This is a genomic window from Rhodobacter sp. JA431 (genome assembly GCF_900217725.1).
Lineage (GTDB): Bacteria > Pseudomonadota > Alphaproteobacteria > Rhodobacterales > Rhodobacteraceae > Rhodobacter > Rhodobacter aestuarii.
In genome coordinates, this window is sequence record NZ_OBMP01000008.1 from 132,686 (window position 1) to 155,113 (window position 22,428).

Consider the following 22,428-nt stretch of genomic DNA (forward strand, 5'->3'; position numbering starts at 1 on the left):
AGGGCGGACAGCAGACCTTCGCTGCGTCGTGGACGAGCGTCTGCAGAACGCACGAGGCGGGATTTGCAAACTTGAGCGCAAACCTCCTCGTTGCTCTTGGCGCTTCGCTATTCGCGACTGTGATTGCTGGCACATTCGATAACTCTTATCGACTGCTTTACGAGGCGTTGACGGCTACTCTATCGCGGTGCGATGCTCATCTAGCTGCGGTGCAAAAAATCATTCGTTACATAGAGGCACTCTTGGGTACCATTCAGAAAGAAGTGCAAGATGGCCATCTTGCTCGCCATCCGGAAGAATTGCTTTGGCTGAGGAGCTTTCAGAGCGCGTTTGACATCACATGGGCAAGTGGCCGGAAAGCATATGGGTCAGATTATTCCGTGTATTTTATAAAGCCGACGGATGCCACTAAAGAAACCTTCGGTTTTGACCAAGAAATTATGCTGGTATACTCTAAGTACGACAAGCTCGAGGCCAGAACCCTTCAATCGATGGAACAGTTCATCAACGACGATCCGGCGCGGGGTCGAGTTGATCGGCTTTTTGCTGCGCTGGTTTCGGAGGCAACCGATCCGGGCGAATGGTTGGATAAGTATACTTCAACAAATGAAGCCCGAACGATCGCAGTTTTTTCAGCCAGCGAGCTCAGGGCCGCTGCAGGTAACGCATGGTATGTTCGCAATGTGATAGCATCCCAAGTATTTACAAGAGACCTGTTCGATTTCCGCTTACCTCTTGAGCGCGATACATATTTCTTTGGAAGGACGGCCCTACTTCACAAGTTCAAAGACGGCGTGGAAAGAGGAGAGAACAGAGGTCTTTTCGGCCTAAGGAAAACGGGAAAAACCTCTTTTCTTTACAAACTGCGACGAGAACTATCTGAAGATGGCAACACTATCTCTCTTTTTTATGACTGCAAAAGCCCTTCAGTGAGGCAGAGGACATGGCGCGAACTTCTGGCAAAGATAATAATAGATCTGTCAAAAGAATCCGACATATCCACTGAGCTTCCCAAAGATATTCGTTTCTTGTCCGAAGCTCTCAGTGAATTGATTGTGAGGATACCTCACCACAAGAAAGTCTTAATTATTTTTGACGAGGTGGAATACATTTCTTACTTTTCAAAAACTGATAAACATTGGAGAGATGATTATCTGCCGTTTTGGCAAAGCATTTGGGCGGCGCAGAGTGAAACTCGGAAGCTTTCAGCGATACTTGCGGGGGTAAGCCCGCAACTCGTAGAAGTGGACAAGATACAAAAGATCCAAAATCCTCTATTCGGAATAGTGCCGTATGATTATCTTACCGGGCTAAGTCAAGATGAAGTAAGGAGGATGCTTCTGACGCTTGGGCGTCGAATGGGCATCAATTTTCATCCGCAGGTTGCCGACAATTTCATGTCAGAGTATGGTGGACATCCGCTGCTTTGCCGTTTAGCAGCTAGCTTCACCTACCAACAGTTTATTCTTGAGGGGAAAAAGCTCCCAATAAAGGTAAGCACAGCTGAAATGGAAAGGCTGAAGTCCATCCGGGATGAGGGATTAGTTTTTTATTGTGGGCATGTTATTTCCGAGCTACGCGACTTTTACCCAGATGAGTATCAGGTATTTGAGCTTTTGGCATGTGGAGAAGTCGCAAATTACTTGGACTTTACGGCGCTTCCAGAATACAAGACTCACTTGGAGTCCTATGGACTGGTAGCAACGATAGATCACTCGCCGAATGTAGCGATACCGGTTGTTGGCACACATGTGGCGCTAGAGGTTGCCAGACGTGAAGGGCGAAAAACAATTCAAAAACTCATTCCGGCACCAGATCGTCTAAACTGGATCAAGAAGCGAACCCAAGATATAAATGCTGCGTTTTCCGATTTGCAGCGTACGGGGAAATCGGTCGGGGCTCCTCTTCTTTTTGGTCCGAACAATTATCCGGAGAGCCACAAGTTTATGAATGTCACAGTAGTAAAGGACTTGGATGCGCTGCAGACATTCTTAAACATTTGCAATCGTTGCTTTGTCGAATCCATCGAGATTTACGGAAAGTCAATTGGAATGGATGGTTACTTTTGGACGGAGATTAAGAGTGCCTACCCTAGACTGCATCATTCACTTCACCGCATCAAAGTATATCGACATAATGAATTTCACCTAGAACTGAATGATTCCGTCGATGCTGCTTATCGGCAATTTCTTCGTCAGGACTTGGAAAATCGAGAACCCGCAAATGTATCAGAATTAGCTTTCACACTCCAGCAAGCAGTTCTAGATTCGCTTTGGAACAACCTGCAAGTCGAGTTAAGTCGATACGGACGCTGAAGTTGCTCCTCTAATTACGCTACCAGCTCGACCGACAGCTCAGGGCTATGGACCGGACATCTGCCGCGCCGGTCATGAAAGACCGGTGTGGGCCGAGCACGTAGGGTCTGACCTTGCGGCTCTACCTCGTCGCACGCCGCAGCGCCGCATGACCAGTTTGAGCCCATTCACGACATTCATTTCGCAAAACCTTTTGCGAATGCAGCGCCGCCTCCCACTTTCCCCTCTTCCCAGAGTGTCGCGGCAGCAGGTGTGCCCTCGCAAGAAGGAACAATCGCGCGCACAGCGCTGCAGGTGGCGCTCAACGTAGTCGCTCGTCTTTCACGATCCGACCGTCCTCGAGCGTCACGATCCGGTCGGCCAGTTCCAGGACCCGGTTGTCGTGTGTCACCATGACAGTGGTGGTTCCCCGGCGCTGTCCGAGCTCCTTCAGCATGCGCACGATCGGGATTGCTGTCTCCTTGTCGAGCGCCGCAGTCGGCTCATCGGCGAAAATGACGTCGGGGTTCGAGACCAGCGCGCGTGCGATCGCAACACGCTGCTTCTGGCCGCCCGACAGGTTGCCAGGCAGATAGTCGATCCGGTCCGCCAGGCCGACAAGGCCAAGCATGTGCTCTACCGCTGCTGCCTGACGGGCAGGATTACCCCGGCCGTGGACCTGCAAGCTGGTCAATACGTTTTGCCTCGCCGTCAGGCTCTCATGGAGATTGTGGGCCTGGAAAATGAAGCCGAGGCGGCGACGCATGGCCTCCAGCACCGACATTCCCGCCCCATGCAGCTCGGTCCCGAGCAGACGAACCGAGCCGTCCTGCACATCACGCAGGCAGCCCATCAGGGTCAGAAGGGTTGTCTTCCCGGAACCCGAAGGCCCAACAAGAATGGTGAGACTCCCTTGGTCGATGGTCAGGTTGACGTCGAAGATCGCCTGCTTTCGCGCTTCGCCTTCTCCGAACCAATGGTTCAGGGCCGTCACTTCGATTGGATACATCAGAATAGCTCCGCTGGGTCCGCCGTCCGCAGGCGCCGCGCCGCGAGCGAGCCGGAGGCTGCGCAGGCGATGATCGTGCCGATGAAAACCATGATGCCCCGTGCGGCCGTCATAGCGATCGGCAGGCCGGTGAGAGCGGCAACACCTTGATAGAGCCCAAGGGCGACAAGAAGCCCCGGGAGGAACCCGAGTGCGCCCAGAATGAACGACTCCTCGAGCACGATGCTCAGGAAGAACCGGTGCGGGTATCCCATCGCCTTGAATGTGGCATATTCCGCGAGGTGGTCCGCCACGTCGGTCGAAAGGACCTGATACACGATCACCAGGCCGATCACGACGGCCATGGCCACGCTGAACCCGAAGATCACGCCCGTTGGACGCTGCGTGGTCTGATAGGTCAGATCATCGGCCTTGGCCGCCGCGAGCGACCTCACCTGGACAGGTTCGGACGCCAGCCGCTCGGTCAGGCGGGCGACGACCTCCGCCGGATCGGCGCCTGGCGCCACATCGACGAGAATATGCGAGGGTGTCCCGGAAATCCGGTTTGGGAACAGCCTCAGGAAGGTCTGATCCGACACTGCCAAGGACCCGTCGGCGTTGAAGCTGCCCCCTAACGCGAAATTTCCCGTGGCGGTCACCGTCCGGCCATTGGCTTCGAACTGGAGCGGCGTGTCCGGTGAAACTTGCGCCAGCGCCTCAGCATCTGCGCCGCGCGTGCCCCGGTCAATGAGCGCGGTATCGGGCACCGACAGCGTGGGCAGTGCATCGCGGATGAGCGGCCCGGCGAAACGTTGCGCCTCCACGGGCATCCCATAGACGGTCATCTCGGCGATTGAGCCGTCCTGACGTGTCCATTCCACATTGCCGAGGTAGAGCGGTGCCGCTGCCGCGACCTGCGGATCGGACAGCGCCTGATAGAGCACCCGTCTGGCCAGCGGCGATCCGTCGGTCAAGGTGTTTGCATCCGAGGCCGAGATGAAGATGTCGCCCTGAAACGGCGCGTAGGCCACCGCGATGGTGCCATTGAGGGCCCCAAGGATCCCGAGCTGCACCAACACAAGGACATTGGCGAACGCCACCCCAGCCAAGGCCGCAGCCATACGCCCCCGGTTATGCGTCAGCTGCAGCCAGCCGATCGGCAGTCGCCTCAGCAGGAGGGTCAGAAGATGGGTCACTGCTTGGTCCCCGACTCGATCCGACCCGTGACTTCGAGACCGCTCAGGGCCGCCGCGCGCGCCGAAGAGGCTGCATCGAGTGCGACCGTCACGCGGACGATGCGGGCATCGGTGTTCGCGGCCGGATCGGCGGAGAGCACCGTCTGCCGCTCGACTTCATAGCCGATCCTGATGACCGAACCGGTGAGGGGCTCCGCCAGTGCCGCGCTGTTCAGCGTGACAGGCTGGCCGGGCGACACGCGGCGGATGTCGGTCTGGTAGACCTCGAGCTCGGCTTCCATTCGGTCCGTGGCGCCAAGCGACACGATGCCGTCAGCATCGGGCTGCTCACCGACCCGAACGTGCAGCGCGATGATCCGGCCGTCCTTGGGCGCAACCACCTGACCGCGAGCAAGGTTGGCTTCTGCCTGGATCAGCTCCACCCGCGCAACATCGAGCTGGCGAGCCGCCAGAGCCACGTCCGGCTGATCCTCACCCCCCTGTTGCCGAGCCAAAAGTGCCTCTGCGCGCGCAAGTTCACTTGCAGCTTGCAGAGCCAGGGCGGTCGCTCGCTCAAGAGCCGCGCGCGACGTAGCGCCACGTTCGGAGAGGCTCTTTTCGCGGTCCGCCTCGTCGGCAGCAAGCTTCGCGGCGAAGGCGGCACGATCCCGGTTCGCCTGCGCCTCTGCGAGCGCTGTCGCCACCGAGGCACGTGCCTGTGTCAGGGCGGCTTGCCGCGCGGCCACATTCGCCTCTGCCGCGGTCACGGCCATGCGGTATTGTGAAAGGCTGTCCAGCTCGGCAATCACCTCGCCTTCGCTCACCACCTGGCCGACGCTGACCATGATACGCTCGATGCGGGCATCTCCCGCCCCGTAGGGCACGGACACGCGCACGATATCGCCTTCGGGGATCAATCTGCCCAGGGCGGTGATGGACGGCGGAAGAGGTTTAGGCGGCGCGACCGGGGTTGGCGCGGGGACCGCGATCGGCGTGCCGCTGCCCGCGCCCGGCTCCAACCCGGTGAGTGCGAAGAAGCTGCGCAGGAGGGGCGGCTGGAAGTACATTCCCGCAACGGCCCCGCTGAACAGGAACAGGACGAGCAGCGGCACCCGCCACAGCTTGAACCTGCGATAGATGCCCTGTCGCGCCGACTTGGCACGGGTCTCCTTCTTGGGAGCCGCCTTGCCGTCATCCGTGAGCGGAAGTTTTGCGTCATCCAGCATTTTGCCGATCTTCCAAATTTGAATATGATACGCGAAGTTCCGTGCCGAATCGCTCAGAAGATGTTCCCGGCTGGGCGAATGCGGCGTCAGGCTGCGCCCGATCTAAAGGCATGCTGATCACTCCCCGACGTCGGCGCGTTCACGGGGGAAGAGCCGAACGTCTCCCTCCCGCATGATAACAAAGCGCTCGGCATGGGCCGGGTCTTCGGCGAGCGCCCTCGCGAGGTCCTCGACCGGTTCCTGGAATTCCTCGGACGCCAGCTGGAACGTGCCGAAGTGCATGCCGATGCTGTAGCCGGCCCGCAGGTCGCGGTGGGCCATGAGCGCTTCTACAGGATTCATGTGCAGCGGCTTCATGAACCAGCGTGGCTCGTAGGCGCCCATGCCCAGCAGTGCGACCTCCGGTGCTCCCAGCGTCTCCCGGATTTCGGTAAACTGCGATGAATATCCCGAATCTCCGCCGAAGAAGAGACTGCGGGAGCCACGCGTGATGTAATAGCTCCCCCAGAGACTGCGATCCCTGTCCCGCAGCCCGCGCCCGGACGAATGCTGCGCCGGGGTCAGCACGATGCGCACGCCCGATGCGGCAACGACATCCTGCCACCAGTCCAGCTCCGTCACCGCCATGATGCCCGCCTCATGAAGCAAGGTGCGGTTCCCCAAGGGCACGTAAAATTGCGGCGAGAAGCGTGCGTTCAGCTTCCGGAGCGTCGGCAGGTCGAGGTGATCGTAGTGATTGTGGCTGATCAACACGACGTCCACTTCGGGAAGCGCATCGAAATCGATCCCCGGCGCGCGCACCCGCTTGGGCCCGAACCAGGACACCGGACTGACACGGTCGGACCAGACTGGGTCAGTCAGGATGGTTAGGCCCGGCAACTGGATCAGGAAAGTCGCATGATTGACGAAGGTCACGGCCATGCCGTTCACGCCGAGATCGTGGTCGAGCCGCGGGGTGGCGGTGTTGGCTACTTTGTCCGGCCACGACGGTCGACCCTCGGAGATCATGCCAAATACATCCCGAAGGCCGGGTCTCACCTGGTCTTCCAGCGTCGGGTTGATGAACCGTTCGCCATCGAAGTGATCTGAGAGCTGGAACACCGTTTCTTCTCCGTCATTACCTGTTTGCTGCCCTTCAGCTTCCTGCTCGCACCCGGCGACCATCAGCGTCATGAGCATTGTGCCCACGAGGCGCCGGTAGGAGCGGCCTGCAAGGAAAGTCATCTTGAGATCGGACTGATGAGCAGCGGAGTCTTCCCGATGAACTCGGGGGACTTCGCCTGTGCCAGGATGAACTCTGCCACATCAGCACGGGAGATCTTGTTGCCCGTCACCCCACGCAGGTCGGTCACGGCACGGATCTTGCCCGTGCGCGGACCGTTGGTCAGGAAGCCAGGCCGCACGATGATCCAGCGCGCCACCCTGTTGCGGATGATGGCCTCCTGCCGGTCCTTGTCGGCATACATCCGGCGCAGAACCAAGGGCATGAAGACCTTGTCGTAAAGAAACCCCCCGTGACCTTTGCTGTCACCGGTGCCGATCCCAGTGACCGTGATCAGAAGCTGGTCGGGTTGCAGAGCCGCAGCGAGCTTCTCGGCGGCGTTCGAGAAGAGCCGTACCTCTCCCGTCACGTTCCGCGTCCCGAGCGTGTCGCAGACGACATCCTGGCCCTCGACGACATTTGCGACGGCGGTCGCATCCTCGGCGGAGCCTTTGACGATGCGAAGACGAGGGCTCTTCTCGGCCATGGACGCGGGATCACGAACGAGCGCCGTCACTTCGTGACCGTAGGCAAGCGCTGCCCGAACGAGTTCAAGCCCAATACCACGGGTGGCGCCAATAACTGCTACTTTCATGGGAGTTTCGTCCTGAAGTCGGGGTTGTAATGGGGAGGTCAGGCACCGGCCATGTGAAGTTCACTCCACGCCGAGACTGCCGAGGAGAAGTGCAACGTTCTGCTTATGCAGCTGGCGAGCATCCGGCGCCCCCACCCCGGGGAAGACGGTTCCCCAGAGCGACAGCATCATAGCGGGCGCCATCACCAGCCGCGGATCAAACTCTGCGGCCTCAGATTTCAACTCGCCGCGCGCAACGCCGCGCAAAAGCAGCCGCCTCACCGCGTCGAAACCCCGACGCAAGACCGTGGCTTCGTAGCGCTCGACGAGTTCCGGAAACCGGTGACCTTCAGAGAGTAGCACCTTCAGGAAGATGAACGAGCCGCCTTCGACCATTTCCCGGCGCACCTTCTCAAAGAAGGTCAGGAGCGCTTCTTCCGTCGTGCCCTCGAAGAGGTCCGCTGACTGGTTGGCCTGGTCCACACTCCGGACGATCCTCGCCTCGACCGCGGCCTCGAAAAGCGCCTCTTTCGAGGAAAAATAGCGGTAGATCGTGCCCTTTGCGACGCCAGCTCCAATCGCGACATCTTCAAGTCGCGTGGCTGCAAAACCTCGCACCTTCCATAGCTCTATCGCTGCCGCGATGATCTCGTCAGGGCGCGCCTCCTTGCGACGCTCACGCTTTTTCGGGCCCTTCTTAGTGGTGTCGTCCATACCAGCTCTGCCTGTGGAAATTAATGACTCGCAGGTCATTACTTTCTTTACTGACTTTCTAGTCACTAATCAAGGCCTCATGGCGCCCTCCACATGGATCAAAATCAGCAACTGGAAATTGAGCGCTTGGCGCGCGGCGGACCGCGCCGTCTTGAATCTGCGCCAGTGATATGCAATTAGTGACTCAATAGTCATTAATTCATCGGGCCCGCATTCTGATCAGCAGGACGAGGCGGGAGCAAATAGAGAGATCATGGCACGTCATCTGATCACGTCGGCGATCCCCTACATCAATGGGATTAAGCACCTCGGCAATCTCGTGGGCAGCCAGCTTCCGGCCGACCTCTTCGCGCGCTACCAGCGGGCGCGCGGCAACGAGGTGCTGTTCCTCTGCGCGACCGACGAGCACGGCACCCCCGCCGAGCTCGCCGCCGCCAAGGCAGGCAAGCCGGTGGCCGAATATTGCGCCGAGATGCATGAGACGCAGTCGAAGATCGCCGACGGCTTCCGCCTCAGCTTCGATCACTTCGGCCGCTCCTCGAGCCCTCAGAACCACAGGCTCACCCAGCATTTCGCCGGGGTGCTGGCTGAGCGTGGCCTCATCCGCGAGGTGTCGGAGACGCAGATGTACTCGCCCACCGACGGGCGGTACCTGCCGGACCGCTACATCGAGGGAACCTGCCCGAACTGCGGCTTCGAGGATGCGCGCGGCGACCAGTGCGACAACTGCACCAAGCAGCTCGACCCGGTCGATCTCATCAACCCGCACTCGGTGATCTCGGGCGCCACCGACCTCGAGATGCGCGAGACCAAGCACCTCTACCTCTGCCAGAGTCTGATCAAGGACGAAATCGAGGCATGGATCGACAGTAAGACCGACTGGCCGGTGCTGACCACGTCGATCGCCAGGAAATGGCTGCACGACGGTGACGGCCTGCAGGACCGCGGCATCACCCGCGACCTCGACTGGGGCATCCCCGTGAAGAAGGGCGAGGAAGAGTGGCCCGGCATGGAGGGCAAGGTCTTCTACGTCTGGTTCGACGCGCCTATCGAGTACATCGCCTGCGCGCAGGAATGGGTCGATGCTGGCAAGGGCGACGACTGGGAGCGCTGGTGGCGCACCGACAAGGGTGCCGACGACGTGACCTACACCCAGTTCATGGGCAAGGACAACGTGCCCTTCCACACGCTGACCTTCCCTGCCACGATCCTCGGGTCAGGCGAGCCGTGGAAGCGGGTCGACTACATCAAATCGTTCAACTACCTCAACTATGACGGAGGCCAGTTCTCGACATCGCGCGGGCGCGGCGTCTTCATGGATCAGGCGCTGGAGATTCTCCCGGCGGACTACTGGCGCTGGTGGCTGCTGAGCCACGCGCCGGAAAGCTCGGACGCCGAATTCACCTGGGAGAACTTCCAGTCCTCGGTGAACAAGGACCTCGCCGACGTGCTGGGCAACTTCGCCTCGCGCGTCACCAAGTTCTGCCGCTCGAAGTTCGGCGAAGTGGTGCCTGAGGGCGGCGCCATGGGCGCGCTCGAGGCCAAGCTGATTGCCGATCTGGCGGAGAAAATCCGCGAGTACGAGGCGCAGATGGAGGCGCATGAGGTCCGCAAGGCCGCGGGTGCCCTGCGCGCCGCATGGGTTCTCGGCAACGAGTACCTGCAGGAGGCCGCGCCGTGGTCAACCTTAAAGGCCGACCCCGAAGCCGCGGCGATGCAGATCCGCCTCGCGCTGAACATGATCCGTCTCTACGCGGTGATCTCCGCGCCCTTCATCCCCGACGCCTCGGCGCAGCTGCTGGCGGCGCTAAAGACCCAGGATGACGGCTGGCCGGGCGATCTGGGTGCGGCGCTGAGCGTCCTGCCCGTAGGCCACGCCTTCGAGGTGCCTGAGGTGACCTTCCGCAAGATCACCGACGCCGAGCGAGAAGAGTGGCAGGAGCGGTTCGCCGGTGAGCGCTAAGGCTTAGGCACCCTTCGTGAGTGACCTATTTCGCCCGTGCAGCGAAAGTCGGGAAAGTCCGCATCAGCGACATTCGTCTCCGGATTTTTCTGCGACGGGGCACGAATGGCCGGTTCGGTGAAAATCATTGCAGCGTAGACCGGCCCGATGAATGTCCGGAGAGGGCCGACCATGTCTGCGAGGCCAAGACCAACGTGAGGGGCGGGGAGCGGCCTGTGAGGTTGCGGCATCGCATTCGCGGCAAATCGGCGATAGCGGTCATTCACGCCTTGCTCAGAAAGCAACGCAAAGCGTATAAAGGGGCAATTGTAACGTCATGGGATCGGGTTGCTCTGATCGGTAAGCTGGGCCCCGAGCTGCCTTTCGACCGTCCGGCCATTCCCACCGGAGCAGCCGTTTGAACGCTCCGTGTTGGAGAACCGATCAGCACATTTCTTGATCATGCCCAGGCAGCTTCCAAGAATGAAATACAGGGCCCTATTCCCGCCCTCTCGAAGAAATTCGCGCGCAGGACTTCTCTTCCGACCGTCAGAATTGGGCACTTGGGGGCTCGGTTGAAAACACGATGCCCCGACGGCACTCGTTCCGACCGATGCGCAGATTATTCGAAGCGGTCGCGTCAGAGCCCGCCCGCTTCCGCCAGCAAGCTTCGAACCCAACGCGCGGCAAGAACACTGGCGTGAAGACCCAGCGGCAGTGCCCAAAGCAGTGCCGCGGTTGGAGAAAGCGCCGCAAAGCCAAGTGATTGCCCCATGAGGCCGAGCATGAACAGGTTGATCCCCACTGCCGCCGTGACGAACGGATAGAGCAGCAGCCCAAGGCGCGAGAGACGCGGCAACCGATCTGAAAGCTCTGTCGCCTCGGGGCGGGCGCCGCCGGATGTGGGGGATGATGCCGTCATGCAGGCCTCCATTGCCTTTCCCGTTTTCGTGATGCCCCGCAGCGCAGTCTCGATCCTTGACTTTCATCAAGGGGTCCGGGGCGCTTTGCAGCAAGCTGGGGCATGATCGCGAAAGGACCTGTCATGACTGCCCTCAAACGCCTTTTCTCGGAAGGCTTCCGTGTGTTTTTTCTGCTTGCCGGGCTTTGGACCACGGTCGCGATGCTCGTTTGGGGGCTTTGGTTGGCCGTGCATGGCTTGGGCGGAATGATGGATCTGCCCGCCGATCTGCCCCCACAGTGGTGGCACGGCCATGAGATGATCTTTGGTTTCGGCACCGCCGCCGCAGCGGGCTTCCTGCTGACGGCGGTACCGAACTGGACCGGCGCGCCTGCGGCCGGGCCGCGGTTCCTGATCACAGCGGCGGCGCTGTGGTTGGCAGGGCGGCTTGGCCTGTGGCTATGGGGGACCCTGCCTGCGCCGCTGGCCGCCATGCTGGCCTTGTCGTTCCTGCCGTTCCTTGCCGGACGGATCTGGCTGATGCTGCGGCGCGCGCCGAAACCGGCCAATCTGATGGTTCTGACATTGATAGGCCTGATCTGGAGCGCCGATCTGCGGGTCATGCTTGATGCGCTGGGCTGGGCAGGGGGCGATGCCATTGCCGGGCTGCATGGCGCGCTGGCGACGCTGATTGCGCTGATCGTCATCGTCGGCGGGCGCATCACCCCGGCCTTCACCCGCAATGCTCTTGCGCGCCGGGCGATGATGGCGGGCGCCGCCCCCGATCTGGGCAAGGCCGGCCTGTCCGTCAGCCTGGCCGTCGCCGACAAGATCGCCATCGGCGCGGCGATCGCTTCCGCTCTGGCGATCACCCTTGGCCTGCCCGCTGCGGTGATCGGCGGGACCGAGTTGACCCTGGGCGCCGCGCAGTTGATCCGGATCTCGCGCTGGCAGGGCTGGGCGGTACGGGGGGAACCTATTCTGGCCGTGCTGCATGGTGCCATGGCGCTTGTGGGCGTCGGCGCGCTCTTGCAAGGCTTGGCCGCGTTCGGCATCGGATCTCAGATCGGCGCGATGCATTTTTCCGCCGTCGGCGGCATCGGCACGATGGTGATGGCGGTGATGAGCCGTGCCACGCTTGGCCATACCGGCCGATCACTCGTCGCACCTTTCCCCGTCGCGCTCGCCTATGTGCTGCTGCCGGTGGCCGCGCTGATCCGCTGGGCCGCCGCCGTCGGGCCGCTGGCGCTTTATTACCCCGGCACGATCCTCGCCGCGACGCTCTGGGCATTGGCCTTTGTGCTGTTCCTGATTGCGCTTGCCCCCGCCCTTCTGGGGCCGCGCGCGAATTCTTGAGTGATTGACTTTCGTTAAGGCGAGTCACCCCTCCGGCTGGCTTGGTGAAGACACCCAAGAAACCTCCGAAGGGACGGCGCAATGCGCGAAACCATGACCAAGAGCATGGCCCGCAACATATTTTATGGCGGATCACTGTTCTTCATCGCGATCTTTCTGGGCCTTTCGGCCCAGAGCCACCGCTACATCACCACCACCTCCACCCATGCCGAAACGCTGACGCCCTCGGTCGTCGCGGGCAAGCGGATCTGGGAACAGAAAGCCTGCATCGACTGCCACACGATCATCGGCGAGGGCGCCTATTTCGCGCCGGAGCTGTCGAACGTGATGACGCGCTGGGGCATCGAGCCGGGCGATCACGCAGGCGCGAAAGATGCGCTGGCGGCCTGGATGGGCGCGATGCCCTCGGGCGTCGAGGGGCGCCGACAAATGCCGCACTTCAACCTGACGGATGAGCAATATCAAAACCTCGCCGATTTCCTGCTTTGGGTCGACACGATCGACACCCAGGGCTGGCCGCCGAATGACGCGGGCTGAGGGGGAAAGACCATGAAATACCAAACCCAGAAAATCGCGCTGGCTTACATGGGCACGGCGCTTGGCCTGTTTGCCATTCAGGTGCTGATGGGCCTGATCATCGGCTGGATCTATGTGCAGCCGAATTTCCTGTCGGAGCTCTTGCCCTTCAACATCGGCCGGATGCTGCACACCAATGCGCTCATTGTCTGGCTGATCCTCGGCTTCTTCGGCGCCGCCTATTTCCTGATCCCAGAGGAAAGCGAACGCGAGATCCACTCGCCCTTCCTTGCCTATCTGCAACTGGCGATCCTTGTGGTGGGCACCTTGGGCGCGGTCGTGACCTACACGTTCAACCTGTTTGAAGGAAACATCCTTCTGGGCAAGGACGGGCGCGAGTTTCTGGAACAGCCGCTTTGGGTCAAGGGCGGCATCGTCGTCGCGGCGCTGATTTTCCTTTTCAACGTCTCGATGACGGTGCTGAAGGGGCGCAAGACCGCGATCACCAATATCCTGCTGCTCGGCCTCTGGGGTCTGGCGCTGTTGTTCCTGTTCGCCTTTTACAACCCCGGCAATCTCGCGCTGGACAAGCAATACTGGTGGTATGTCGTCCATCTCTGGGTCGAAGGCGTGTGGGAACTGATCATGGCCGCGATCCTTGCTTACCTGATGCTCAAACTGACCGGCGTCGACCGCGAAGTGGTGGAAAAGTGGCTCTACGTCATCGTGGCCCTGTCGCTGTTCTCGGGCATTCTGGGCACCGGGCACCATTACTACTGGATCGGCACGCCGGGCTATTGGCAGTGGATCGGCTCGATCTTCTCCTCGCTCGAGGTGATCCCGTTCTTTGCGATGATGGCTTTCGCCTTCGTCATGGTCTGGAAGGGCCGCCGCGATCACCCGAACAAGGCGGCACTGCTGTGGTCGCTGGGCTGCGCCACGCTTGCCTTTTTCGGCGCCGGGGTCTGGGGTTTCCTGCACACGCTGCACGGGGTGAACTTTTACACCCACGGCACGCAGATCACCGCCGCGCATGGCCACCTTGCCTTCTTCGGCGCCTATGTCTCGCTGAATTTGGCGATCATGTCCTATGCCTTCCCGATGCTGCGCGGCCGTGACCCCTATAATCAGGTGCTCAACATGGCCTCGTTCTGGCTGATGTCGGGCGGGATGGTGTTCATGACCTTCACGCTGACCTTTGCGGGCACGGTGCAGACCCATCTGCAACGGGTGATGGGCATGAGCTACATGGAGGTGCAGGATCAGGTCTGGATCTTCTACGTCATGCGCTTCGGCTCTGGCGTGGCGGTGGTGCTGGGCGCTGGGCTTTTCATCTACGCGCTGGCGATGCCGCGCCGTGAAGTTGTCGCCCGTGCCGTGGCCGCGGAGTGATGCCGATGAACGCACATGTCACAGACTTGGAGGGGGCGGCTTCGGCCCCCTTCTACCTCGCCCAAGGCGATGAATGCACGGTCTTTGCCGCCGCCGCGACGGCTGATCTGCCGGTGCTGCTGAAAGGCCCGACCGGCGTCGGCAAGACCCGCTTCGTCGCCCATATGGCGGCGCGGCTGAACCGCCCGCTTTATACCGTCGCCTGTCACGACGACCTGTCCGCCGCCGATCTGATCGGGCGTTATCTTCTGAAAGGCGGGGAAACCGTCTGGGTCGATGGCCCGCTGACCCGTGCCGTGCGCGAAGGGGCGATCTGTTACCTTGACGAGGTGGTCGAGGCCCGCAAGGACGTGACCGTGGTGCTGCACCCGCTGACCGACGATCGCCGCATCCTGCCCATCGACCGAACCGGCGAGGAGTTACAGGCTGCCCCGGGCTTCATGCTGGTGGCGTCTTACAACCCCGGCTATCAGAACGTGCTGAAAACGCTGAAACCTTCGACCCGGCAACGGTTCGTGGCGCTCGATTTCGACTTTCCGGCCCCGGCTCTGGAAACCCGCATCGTGGCACAGGAATCCGGCCTGCCCGAGGATCGCTGCGCCGGTTTGGTCCGTCTTGCGGGCAAGCTGCGCGGGCTCAAGGGGCAGGATCTTGAGGAAGGTGTTTCGACCCGGTTGGTCGTCTATGCGGCCACGCTGATCGTGCAAGGAATGGGGGTCGATCGCGCCATCGAGGTGGCGATGATCGAGCCTTTGTCGGATGATGCGGATGTGAAACGCGGGCTGCGCGACCTTGTGGCTGCAGTGTTCGGGTAACGCCATGACCCGGATCGAGTTTGAACCCTGGGAGCCCGAGGAAAGCATCGGCAAGCTCTGGCACCGCTTCGCCTCGGGGCTGGATGCGCCCGTTTCGCATGACGCGGCGCGGGTCGATCTGGCCGAGGTCGCGGGGCGGCTTGCGGTGTTGTATCGCGGCCTTGGCGGCGCGCCCTCCACCGAGATCCGCCCGGTGGCCGCGGAAACCAGCCGCCACCGGCTGTCCTTTCGCCGCCGTCTGGGGATCGAGGCCGAAGCGATCCCCAGAGCTTCGTTCGATGGCGAGGCATTGAGGCTTCCGGCCTCGCTTGCCCTTTTTCCCGCGCGAGAAGCCAACGCCGCCACTTACCTTTGGCTCGCCGCTTGCGCCGCCCTTGCCCCTGCGCCGCAAACGCCGCCCGAAGACCCGCTGGCCGCCGATCTGGCCCGGATCGCCACGGCCCGCGCCATGGTCGCGGCGACGCTTTCCGAAGCCCCGGGCCTTGCGCCCCTTTACGCCGATCTCTGCGCCGCCACCTTGGCCACGCGACCCCGCCCCGCGCTGCCGCCCGTTGAAGCCGCGGTGGAAGCCCTGATCCGCGCGGAACTGGGCGACACGTCCAACCTGCCCGCTCGCGCCCAGGATCTGCCCGCAACAGCCCCCCGCGGTTACCGCCCGGCCCGCCCGGTCACGCTTTGGCCCGATCTGCGACCCCTGACCCTGTCGGACGGTTCCGGCGTCGAAACCCGCGATGCCGCCCCGGCTGATGAGGCGACAAGCGGAGAGGGAAAAACCCACCGCGCGCGGCGCCACAAATCCGATCAGGTGGAACGCAACGACAGTTTCATCCTGCACAAGTTCGAAGCGATCCTGTCTTGGGCGGAATTTCTCAACCTCAACCGCCGGGTCGAGGATGACGAAAACGACGACGCGAAAAAGGCCGCTGACGATCAAGAGGAACTGGGGCTTGGCCAGATTTCGAAAGCCCCAGCCACGCGGTTGAAGCTGCATCTGGACCTTGCCCCCGAGGATGCCGCGCGCGAACGGCTTTCGGGGCGCCATCTTTACCCGGAATGGGAGGCGCGTTCGGGCCGATATCTGCCCGATCATTGCGTCGTGCTGGCAAGCATGGCCGCGGAAAGCCCGGAACCGCCCGCCTTTCGCACCGACCCGGCAAGCGCGCGCCGCATCCGCGCCGTGCGCGCGCAGTTCGAGGCGCTGCGGCCCGGGCGTGTCTTCACCACCGGGCATCTTGATGGCGACGAGATCGACCTTGAGGCCACCGTCCGCGCCGCCACCGATCTGCGCGCGACGGGCACGGCATCGGCGCGGCTGTGGAAGCAATCGCGGCCGCAAAGGCGCGATCTGGCGGTGTCGATCCTGCTTGACGTGTCCCGTTCCACCGAAAGTGCTGTGGCGGGCCGCGCGGTGATCGATATCGAACGCGAGGCCTTGGCAGCGCTGGCTTGGGGCTTGGACGCGACGGGCGATGATGTGGCGATCAACGCCTTTTCCTCGCTCAAGCGCGACCGGGTTTTCCTGCTCACCTGCAAGGACTTCGGCGAGAAGATGGGGCCTGCGGTCGAAGCGCGCATCGCCGGTCTGCGCCCCGGTTTCTATACCCGTCTGGGCGCCGCGGTCCGCCATGCCTCGGCGGGCCTCGCCCAACAGGGGCGCAAACGGCGATTGCTCTTGATCATCACCGACGGCAAGCCGAACGACCTTGACCATTACGAGGGCCGCCACGGGCTGGAGGACAGCCGCATGGCGGTGCGCGAGGCGCGAATGGCCGGGCAATCGGTCTTTGGCATCACCGTCGAGCGCGAGGCGAAGGCGTCCTTTGCCCGCATCTTTGGCCAAGGCGGCTTTGCGGTGATCCCCCATGCCGATCACCTGACGGCAGCGCTGCCCGAGATCTGGCGCCATCTGGTGGGCGCATGAACGCGGATTCGTCGATCGACGATCTGCCGGGCGATCTGATGATCTGGGTGCTGATCGTCTCGGAACTGCTGGTCTTCGGCGCGGGGATGCTCGCCTTTCTGGCCGTGCGCCTGACCGATCCGGCAGGTTTTGCCGAAGCCCAAAGCCACCTGCACCGCACCGGCGCCGGGGTGAACACGCTTGTGCTCGTCACTTCGGGATGGCTCGCGGCGCTTGGCGTGCAGGCGGCCGAGGCCGGGCGGGTGATCCGGTTGCGGCTATGCCTTGCGGCGGCCTCGGCGTTGGGGGGGATCTTTCTTGTCCTCAAGGCTTCGGAATACAAAGATCTTTTCGCCCAAGGCATCGGCACCGAAACGCATCCGTTCTTTACTTTCCATCTGCTGCTTACGGGCTTTCACGCGGCCCATGTCGCGGCGGGCATACTTGTGCTGGCGCCGGTAGCCACGGCTGCTCGCCCCCGCGCCGTCGAAACCGGGGTCGCGTTCTGGCACATGGTCGATCTGGTCTGGGTGCTGCTGTTCCCGGTGATCTACCTGCTATGAACCTGACCCGCACCTGGATTGCGCTGATCGCGCTGTCAGCCGGATCGACGGCACTGGCGGCCTCGGGCCTGACGGGCCGGGCCTTCGCGCTGGCCGTGCTGGCTCTGGCCTGGGTCAAGGCCGAACTGATCCTGCGCCGCTATCTGCACCTTGCCCGCGTGCCCGCCATCGCACGCGGCTTCAGCCTTGGGCTGGCAATTTTCCTGATGCTTGCGGCAGGTCTTGCGCTGATCCCGGCCTAGCGCGACCAAGACAGGCCGGGGTCTTCCTCGACATAGTCGCGCAGCACCGCGACCTCCTCGATTTCCGCCACCGACTGACGCACCTGAACCCCTTTTTCGCGCAGCCGGGCAAAGGCGCGGCTCAGGCTTTCCGGCTTCATACCGAGACGCCCGGCAATCAGCACCTTGTCATAGGGCAGCACGACGGCACAGGGGCCGTGCTCCTCGGTTGCATGTTCCAGCAGGAATTCCGCCACGCGCTGCGCCCCCGAGCGTGCCTTCAGCTGCTCGATCTGCCCCACCAGCCGGTGCAGATGCGCGAAAGTTGCGGCCAGAAGCGACACCGCCAATCCGGGCTGCCGTTCGATCAGGCGCAGGATTTCCGCCGTCTCGATCCGCACCAGCACGACATCGGTCGCGGCTTCGGCGGAAACCGGATAGCTGCCGCCGGTGAAGGCCACCGCCTCGCCAAAACTGTCGCCGCGGGTAAAGACGCTCACCACCGCCTCCGAGCCGTTCGGCGCGACGCGGTAAAGCTTCACCCAGCCTTCGACCACGACATAGACCGAGTTCGCCTCCTCGCCCTGCAGAAAGATTGTCGCCCCGCGTTCGAACATGCGTTCGCGCGCTGTGGCAAGGATCAGATCCTGCGCCGGTTTCGGCACATTGCCCAGAAGCAGGGATTTTCGGGCGATCCGGTCGGCATCGGGTTTCATCGGCAGCACTCTCCTTGACCGGGTTATCGCATGACCACTTGGCGAGCGGAAGTCAGAGGTGGCGAAAGACGCGGCCCGCCTAACCAAAGTCAAGGCAGCAGATCACCGAAGCGTGATGATGCGGGCAAGCGCAACGAGGTCGCAATGACACCGGGTTTGACCCCATCCCCTTCGACACTGGGCCCGCAGGCGGGGGCGTTCAGCCGTCGCAACCTGCTGCGGGGCCGGATGCGGGCGGAAACTCTGCCGCGCCCGACGGGGGCCGGGGTGACTTTCGTGCGCGACTGCACGCAATGCGGAGACTGTGCCCGCGCCTGCCCGCCGGGGATCATCCTGCGCGATGGCGAAGGCTTTCCGGTTCTGGACCTGCGGATTGGCGGCTGCACGTTTTGCGGCGCCTGCACCACATCCTGCGCCCCCGGGGCGTTGCAGCCGGGGTTTCCCTTCCCCTGGCGCGTCGCGGTGGGCGCGGGGTGCCTGTCAAGCGCGGGCACCGGCTGCCGGATCTGCGAGGACCAGTGTGACGCCGCCGCGATCCGCTTCCGCCCCGCCCCGCCCTTGGCGGGCGTGCGACGCCGACCATCGATCCCGCCGCCTGCACCGGCTGCGGCGCCTGTATCGCGCCCTGCCCAGCAGGGGCGCTTGCCCTTTCCCCCATCCCCACAGCGGAGCCTGCATCATGCACAACATCTGCGGCTGTCTGATCCAGACCGCCCCCGCCCTTGCCCCCGCCGCCTGGGTCGCAATTGCCGCCACCGCGGGCTGCGAGGTCCATGCCGAAGATCGCGGCCGCCTTGTCGTGACAGTCGAGGATACGCCCGAGCGCCGCGCCGCCGACATCATCATGGACCTGCACCAGATCCCCGGCGTGCTCGGCGTGACCCTGCCTGAGCCGTTCCTGTCGCGCTGCCAGATCGTCGAGGTCCACGACATCACCCCGGCGCAGCTGCACGACTTCGCCGTGCGGCGCGGGCTGGAGATGAAGCTGTCGCAGGAGGCGCTGGAGGCCGTCTGCGAGGTTCTTGTGATGGCGCCCCGGATGACGGGGCGCCGAATGAGCCTGCGGGACGTGGTGCGGATGCTGGAGCGTGCGGAGACCCTGGAAGGGCGGCCGCGGCTGCAGTGAACTGTTGATGAAATGAGAAAATCATATGTGCTGCAAGGCTTTAAGTTGTGCCCATGGTCATCCTGAACTGAAAAAAACTGCAGAAAGTGAGATTTTCTTGCATTCAGCTTGCGTGGGTGCTAAATACTGAATCAGCAGCAGACAGCGGGGCTTCCTAACGGACGCTGTTGCATGTGTACCTCTAGTAGGTCGGCACGCCACGGTAAAGCACACCCGCATGAAGACAAAGAGGCCTCCGGGCCTCTTTTTTCATTTTGGTACCTTAACTTGCTTGAAGTGGCAGGTCTTGATCATCTGTTGAGGTCTTGATCATCTGTTGAACGTTAAAGCGTCGCTTGATGTGATTGAAATTGACAAAACGATCATAGGCGCTTTTTACAACGAGTACATCTTCCCATGCCAGTTTCCCATCCCGGTATAGACGCAGGGACGATATCAGTCCTTGTGCGGCGCGCTTGGCCTTTCCATACCCCACCAGCTCATCCAAGGGCACAACGGGCTCATCCACATCCGGAGTAAATGCTTCAGGAGCTTCAGGAGCTTCAGGAGCTTCAGGAGCTTCAGCTTTGGGAGGCTGCGTTTTCTGGATCAAGCTGTCGATCGCATCGGCAAAATCCTTGCCTGCGCATGCGCAGAGCGCTTCGTCCGCGGTCAACCCCCTTGAGGGTTGGATGGAGGACAAGCGTCCCAATTCGTGAGCGAAGAGATCAGGACTGGTTTCTGGGAAGGTCATTGCCAGCAACGGGCCCAGAATGTCGGTGTCGATGTCGCACAGCCGAAGCAGGTTAAATGGCACTGGCAGGGTCTCATCGAGATCATCAAATTCCAAGTCGCACCGGAAAATCATGCACTCGCCTCTCGAGACGATGTTGGCGATCTCCTCGATGTCAAGCGACGTCAGCCCAATTTGAGGGATGGTCCGGAGATGCACTGCCTTGTGGAGCATTTTTCTGGACATCGGGTCGTGCTTCTTCATCACCATGTGGGTTTCGGGGCAAATCGCTTCGATTGCCCGCGCCAGGTAATCCGAACGCAGCGAAGACTGGATGACCGTCACAGCTCGGCGACGGAAGAGGTTGGCCGACGCCCCCTCCAGTGCGCGACACAGCAAAAGAATGCCCAGTACGTCGCCAAGCGTACCCTCGGTGGCGATCCTCGGTTTCAACCGCTTGCTCACGCTCCCACGCCGGCAGGCGCTCGACGGCTGGATTCGCGACTGGCTGCGGGTCGCCGCCAAATCGGGACTTGAATCCGCCGCACGCAACCTTGCTTTTTCGTTGATGATCCTGCGCATGATGAACCAGATCGATGAGGCGGGGTTGTTCTGGGTGGCCAATAGCTTCATCTGGGGCTGGCTGTTGCTGCCCGTGTTGACGCTCGGCACGCTGGTGCGGCAGGATGCCGGAAACCACGGAGGGCAATTGCAAGGCCGTCTTGTCGGCTATCTCTGGCTAGTCGGTGGAATAATTGTCCTTTGGATCCTGACGATTCCAGGCTGGACGTGGTTCGTCGCCACCGCGATGGCTTCGCCTGAGCCTGCGCGGATCGTAGCGCTTGTTCTGCTGATGCTGGGCTTCTACATGGTCTTCGCGCTCAACCATATCCTCGACAGCTTCCTTTATGGCATGGGACGGACCGATCTACTGCTCTATCAGTCGCTGTTCGTCAGTATTTTCTATTACGGAGCGGCCTTCGGCGCCTATCTGACAGGGGTTTTCGAGCCCAACCTGCAAGCCATCGCGCTGCTATTCGGCGGTGGCATCGTTGTCGACAGCGCCCTGACTCTATGGCAGGTTCGGAGGGCTGGGTATTTCCGGCTGGCGGGCTGAAGGCATAAACAGGCCATCCTAATCCCAAGGCGCCAACGTGACATGTCGACCAAACGCCTCTTCGACGGCATGCTTCAAATGCCAGACGTCGTCGCCGTCGTGAGGGGCGGATTCCGGACTTTCTCTGCGAGTGCGAAGCTGCGAGCCGAGTTTTCGAAGAGCGGCCATTCAGGGTAAGGGACATCCTCCGGAGCCGAGTATGCCATATGCACCAGCCAGTCAGCGCTCTCGCGTTTCGGCCAACCGCCCGTCGCGCAGGTGGATGAGGCGGTCGAAACGGTCGAAGATCTTTTCGTCATGGGTAACGGTAACGATGCAGGCGTCCTGTTCGGCAGCCAGCTTGCGCAGCAGGTCCATGACAAGCTGAGCCCGCTTGCTGTCAAGCGCTGCGGTGGGTTCATCGGCCAGGATGATCCGGGGGCGATTGGCAAGAGCGCGGGCAATGGCGATCCGCTGCGCCTCGCCGCCCGACAGGTGCGCGGGTTTTACCGGGGCGCGATGCCCGACCTCGAGATAGTCGAGCAAGGCAAGGGCCCGCTCCCGCGCCTCTTCCCGAGGATGGCCCGCCAGCTCCAGAACAAGCGAGACGTTCTCTTCGGCGGTCAGAAACGGCAGGAGGTTGTGAGCCTGGAAAATGAAGCCGATCTTGTCCAGCCGGAGCCGCCGGAGATCGCGCCGCAGCCATGTGCCATCGAAAACGGGCTCCCCGTTCAGGACCAACCGCCCCGCGGAAGGGGCAAGAATACATCCTATGATGTTCAGAAGCGTGGTCTTGCCCGACCCCGAGGGGCCGAGAAGGGCGATGACCTCACCGGTCTTCACTTGGAGGTCGACAGAGCGCAGGGCATCGACACGTGTCTCTGCCGTTCCGAAGTGTTTCGCGACGCCCTGAATGTCTATGAGAATGTCACCGCTCATG

General features: G+C 61.8%; 22 protein-coding genes and 1 pseudogene. 13 read left to right on the top strand and 10 right to left on the bottom strand.

The features are described from left to right. Window positions 1-71 precede the first annotated feature (71 nt). Window positions 72-2,315, top strand: a complete 2,244-nt coding sequence (locus CRO18_RS15335; RefSeq protein ID WP_097082786.1) for an AAA family ATPase — start codon at window positions 72-74, stop codon at window positions 2,313-2,315. 301 nt (window positions 2,316-2,616) lie between these two features. Here the strand turns inward: CRO18_RS15335 and CRO18_RS15340 are convergent, their stop codons facing one another. From CRO18_RS15340 to CRO18_RS15365, 6 genes are all read right to left on the bottom strand, one after another. Next, complete coding sequence (locus CRO18_RS15340; protein WP_097082787.1) at window positions 2,617-3,303, bottom strand: ATP-binding cassette domain-containing protein; 687 nt, start codon at window positions 3,301-3,303, stop codon at window positions 2,617-2,619. Then, window positions 3,303-4,478: an ABC transporter permease DevC gene (gene devC / locus CRO18_RS15345; RefSeq protein ID WP_097082788.1), complete on the bottom strand. Its 1,176-nt coding sequence runs from the start codon at window positions 4,476-4,478 to the stop codon at window positions 3,303-3,305. Before devC ends, CRO18_RS15340 begins: the two co-directional genes overlap by 1 nt. Continuing rightward, window positions 4,475-5,683 carry an HlyD family efflux transporter periplasmic adaptor subunit gene (locus CRO18_RS15350; protein WP_097082789.1) on the bottom strand — a complete coding sequence of 403 codons (1,209 nt, stop codon included), beginning with the start codon at window positions 5,681-5,683 and terminating at the stop codon, window positions 4,475-4,477. Before CRO18_RS15350 ends, devC begins: the two co-directional genes overlap by 4 nt. Window positions 5,684-5,800: 117 nt before the next feature. Continuing rightward, window positions 5,801-6,856: an MBL fold metallo-hydrolase gene (locus tag CRO18_RS15355; RefSeq protein ID WP_212710154.1), complete on the bottom strand. Its 1,056-nt coding sequence runs from the start codon at window positions 6,854-6,856 to the stop codon at window positions 5,801-5,803. Window positions 6,857-6,903: 47 nt separating this feature from the next. Then, window positions 6,904-7,539 (bottom strand): NAD(P)-dependent oxidoreductase, encoded by a 636-nt coding sequence (locus tag CRO18_RS15360; RefSeq protein WP_097082790.1) that lies wholly within the window; start codon window positions 7,537-7,539, stop codon window positions 6,904-6,906. A 60-nt stretch (window positions 7,540-7,599) separates the two neighbouring features. Continuing rightward, a complete protein-coding gene (locus tag CRO18_RS15365) occupies window positions 7,600-8,232 on the bottom strand; it encodes a TetR/AcrR family transcriptional regulator (protein ID WP_170952704.1) in 633 nt (210 codons plus the stop codon). Between the two features lie 253 nt (window positions 8,233-8,485). Here CRO18_RS15365 and metG point away from each other — a divergent pair, with 253 nt between their 5' ends. Beyond that, the gene (gene metG / locus CRO18_RS15370) at window positions 8,486-10,195 is read left to right on the top strand and encodes a methionine--tRNA ligase (protein WP_097082792.1); all 1,710 of its coding nucleotides are present in this window, start codon (window positions 8,486-8,488) and stop codon (window positions 10,193-10,195) included. Between the two features lie 619 nt (window positions 10,196-10,814). Here the strand turns inward: metG and CRO18_RS15375 are convergent. Next, window positions 10,815-11,096, bottom strand: coding sequence for a hypothetical protein (locus CRO18_RS15375; RefSeq protein WP_076367702.1), 282 nt, complete (start codon window positions 11,094-11,096; stop codon window positions 10,815-10,817). 123 nt (window positions 11,097-11,219) lie between these two features. Between CRO18_RS15375 and CRO18_RS15380 the strand changes: the two genes are divergently transcribed. From CRO18_RS15380 to CRO18_RS15410, 7 genes are all read left to right on the top strand, one after another. Further along, the gene (locus tag CRO18_RS15380) at window positions 11,220-12,431 is read left to right on the top strand and encodes an NnrS family protein (RefSeq protein ID WP_097082793.1); all 1,212 of its coding nucleotides are present in this window, start codon (window positions 11,220-11,222) and stop codon (window positions 12,429-12,431) included. 81 nt (window positions 12,432-12,512) lie between these two features. Next, on the top strand, window positions 12,513-12,968 hold the full coding sequence (locus tag CRO18_RS15385; protein WP_076367660.1) for a c-type cytochrome: 456 nt from the start codon (window positions 12,513-12,515) through the stop codon (window positions 12,966-12,968). A gap of 12 nt (window positions 12,969-12,980) precedes the next feature. After that, window positions 12,981-14,339: a cbb3-type cytochrome c oxidase subunit I gene (locus CRO18_RS15390; RefSeq protein ID WP_076367658.1), complete on the top strand. Its 1,359-nt coding sequence runs from the start codon at window positions 12,981-12,983 to the stop codon at window positions 14,337-14,339. A 5-nt stretch (window positions 14,340-14,344) separates the two neighbouring features. Then, entirely contained in the window at window positions 14,345-15,154 is an 810-nt protein-coding gene (locus CRO18_RS15395; RefSeq protein WP_097082811.1) for a CbbQ/NirQ/NorQ/GpvN family protein, read from the top strand. 4 nt (window positions 15,155-15,158) lie between these two features. Beyond that, a complete protein-coding gene (locus CRO18_RS15400) occupies window positions 15,159-17,075 on the top strand; it encodes a nitric oxide reductase activation protein NorD (protein WP_076367654.1) in 1,917 nt (638 codons plus the stop codon). After that, window positions 17,072-17,617: a copper oxidase gene (locus CRO18_RS15405; protein ID WP_076367652.1), complete on the top strand. Its 546-nt coding sequence runs from the start codon at window positions 17,072-17,074 to the stop codon at window positions 17,615-17,617. The genes CRO18_RS15400 and CRO18_RS15405 overlap by 4 nt, the downstream gene beginning before the upstream one ends. Further along, the gene (locus CRO18_RS15410; RefSeq protein WP_076367650.1) at window positions 17,614-17,859 is read left to right on the top strand and encodes a cytochrome C oxidase subunit IV family protein; all 246 of its coding nucleotides are present in this window, start codon (window positions 17,614-17,616) and stop codon (window positions 17,857-17,859) included. Before CRO18_RS15405 ends, CRO18_RS15410 begins: the two co-directional genes overlap by 4 nt. Here the strand turns inward: CRO18_RS15410 and CRO18_RS15415 are convergent. Then, on the bottom strand, window positions 17,856-18,554 hold the full coding sequence (locus tag CRO18_RS15415) for a Crp/Fnr family transcriptional regulator (protein ID WP_076367648.1): 699 nt from the start codon (window positions 18,552-18,554) through the stop codon (window positions 17,856-17,858). The two genes, CRO18_RS15410 and CRO18_RS15415, sit on opposite strands and share 4 nt — an antisense overlap. Window positions 18,555-18,782: 228 nt before the next feature. On the opposite strand from CRO18_RS15415, the pseudogene CRO18_RS19245 reads away from it, so the two are divergent. From CRO18_RS19245 to CRO18_RS19025, 3 genes and pseudogenes are all read left to right on the top strand, one after another. Then, window positions 18,783-18,920: pseudogene (locus CRO18_RS19245) on the top strand (4Fe-4S binding protein); the annotation flags it as partial. 215 nt (window positions 18,921-19,135) lie between these two features. Further along, a complete protein-coding gene (locus CRO18_RS19250) occupies window positions 19,136-19,258 on the top strand; it encodes a 4Fe-4S binding protein (protein ID WP_200805149.1) in 123 nt (40 codons plus the stop codon). Further along, window positions 19,234-19,680: a chaperone NapD gene (locus CRO18_RS19025; RefSeq protein ID WP_076367646.1), complete on the top strand. Its 447-nt coding sequence runs from the start codon at window positions 19,234-19,236 to the stop codon at window positions 19,678-19,680. The genes CRO18_RS19250 and CRO18_RS19025 overlap by 25 nt, the downstream gene beginning before the upstream one ends. 262 nt (window positions 19,681-19,942) lie before the next feature. Here the strand turns inward: CRO18_RS19025 and CRO18_RS15430 are convergent, their stop codons facing one another. Continuing rightward, a complete protein-coding gene (locus tag CRO18_RS15430) occupies window positions 19,943-20,857 on the bottom strand; it encodes a hypothetical protein (protein WP_143128658.1) in 915 nt (304 codons plus the stop codon). Between CRO18_RS15430 and CRO18_RS15435 the strand changes: the two genes are divergently transcribed. Next, a complete protein-coding gene (locus CRO18_RS15435; protein WP_076367642.1) occupies window positions 20,826-21,509 on the top strand; it encodes a hypothetical protein in 684 nt (227 codons plus the stop codon). The genes CRO18_RS15430 and CRO18_RS15435 overlap by 32 nt on opposite strands. 219 nt (window positions 21,510-21,728) lie before the next feature. Here the strand turns inward: CRO18_RS15435 and CRO18_RS15440 are convergent, their stop codons facing one another. Next, a complete protein-coding gene (locus CRO18_RS15440; protein WP_076367640.1) occupies window positions 21,729-22,427 on the bottom strand; it encodes an ABC transporter ATP-binding protein in 699 nt (232 codons plus the stop codon). Window position 22,428 lies beyond the last annotated feature (1 nt).

Bases quoted from the DNA above. Each gene is read 5' to 3' on its own strand.
- CRO18_RS15380 (WP_097082793.1), top strand. From the start codon at position 11,220: ATGACTGCCCTCAAACGCCTTTTCTCGGAAGGCTTCCGTGTGTTTTTT.
- CRO18_RS15410 (WP_076367650.1), top strand. From the start codon at position 17,614: ATGAACCTGACCCGCACCTGGATTGCGCTGATCGCGCTGTCAGCCGGA.
- CRO18_RS15350 (WP_097082789.1), bottom strand. From the start codon at position 5,683: ATGCTGGATGACGCAAAACTTCCGCTCACGGATGACGGCAAGGCGGCT.
- CRO18_RS15355 (WP_212710154.1), bottom strand. From the start codon at position 6,856: ATGACGCTGATGGTCGCCGGGTGCGAGCAGGAAGCTGAAGGGCAGCAA.
- CRO18_RS15340 (WP_097082787.1), bottom strand. From the start codon at position 3,303: ATGTATCCAATCGAAGTGACGGCCCTGAACCATTGGTTCGGAGAAGGC.
- CRO18_RS15390 (WP_076367658.1), top strand. From the start codon at position 12,981: ATGAAATACCAAACCCAGAAAATCGCGCTGGCTTACATGGGCACGGCG.
- CRO18_RS15365 (WP_170952704.1), bottom strand. From the start codon at position 8,232: ATGGACGACACCACTAAGAAGGGCCCGAAAAAGCGTGAGCGTCGCAAG.
- metG (WP_097082792.1), top strand. From the start codon at position 8,486: ATGGCACGTCATCTGATCACGTCGGCGATCCCCTACATCAATGGGATT.
- CRO18_RS15395 (WP_097082811.1), top strand. From the start codon at position 14,345: ATGAACGCACATGTCACAGACTTGGAGGGGGCGGCTTCGGCCCCCTTC.
- CRO18_RS15385 (WP_076367660.1), top strand. From the start codon at position 12,513: ATGCGCGAAACCATGACCAAGAGCATGGCCCGCAACATATTTTATGGC.
- CRO18_RS19025 (WP_076367646.1), top strand. From the start codon at position 19,234: ATGCACAACATCTGCGGCTGTCTGATCCAGACCGCCCCCGCCCTTGCC.
- CRO18_RS15405 (WP_076367652.1), top strand. From the start codon at position 17,072: ATGAACGCGGATTCGTCGATCGACGATCTGCCGGGCGATCTGATGATC.
- CRO18_RS15400 (WP_076367654.1), top strand. From the start codon at position 15,159: ATGACCCGGATCGAGTTTGAACCCTGGGAGCCCGAGGAAAGCATCGGC.
- CRO18_RS15375 (WP_076367702.1), bottom strand. From the start codon at position 11,096: ATGACGGCATCATCCCCCACATCCGGCGGCGCCCGCCCCGAGGCGACA.
- CRO18_RS15415 (WP_076367648.1), bottom strand. From the start codon at position 18,554: ATGAAACCCGATGCCGACCGGATCGCCCGAAAATCCCTGCTTCTGGGC.
- CRO18_RS15440 (WP_076367640.1), bottom strand. From the start codon at position 22,427: ATGAGCGGTGACATTCTCATAGACATTCAGGGCGTCGCGAAACACTTC.
- CRO18_RS15360 (WP_097082790.1), bottom strand. From the start codon at position 7,539: ATGAAAGTAGCAGTTATTGGCGCCACCCGTGGTATTGGGCTTGAACTC.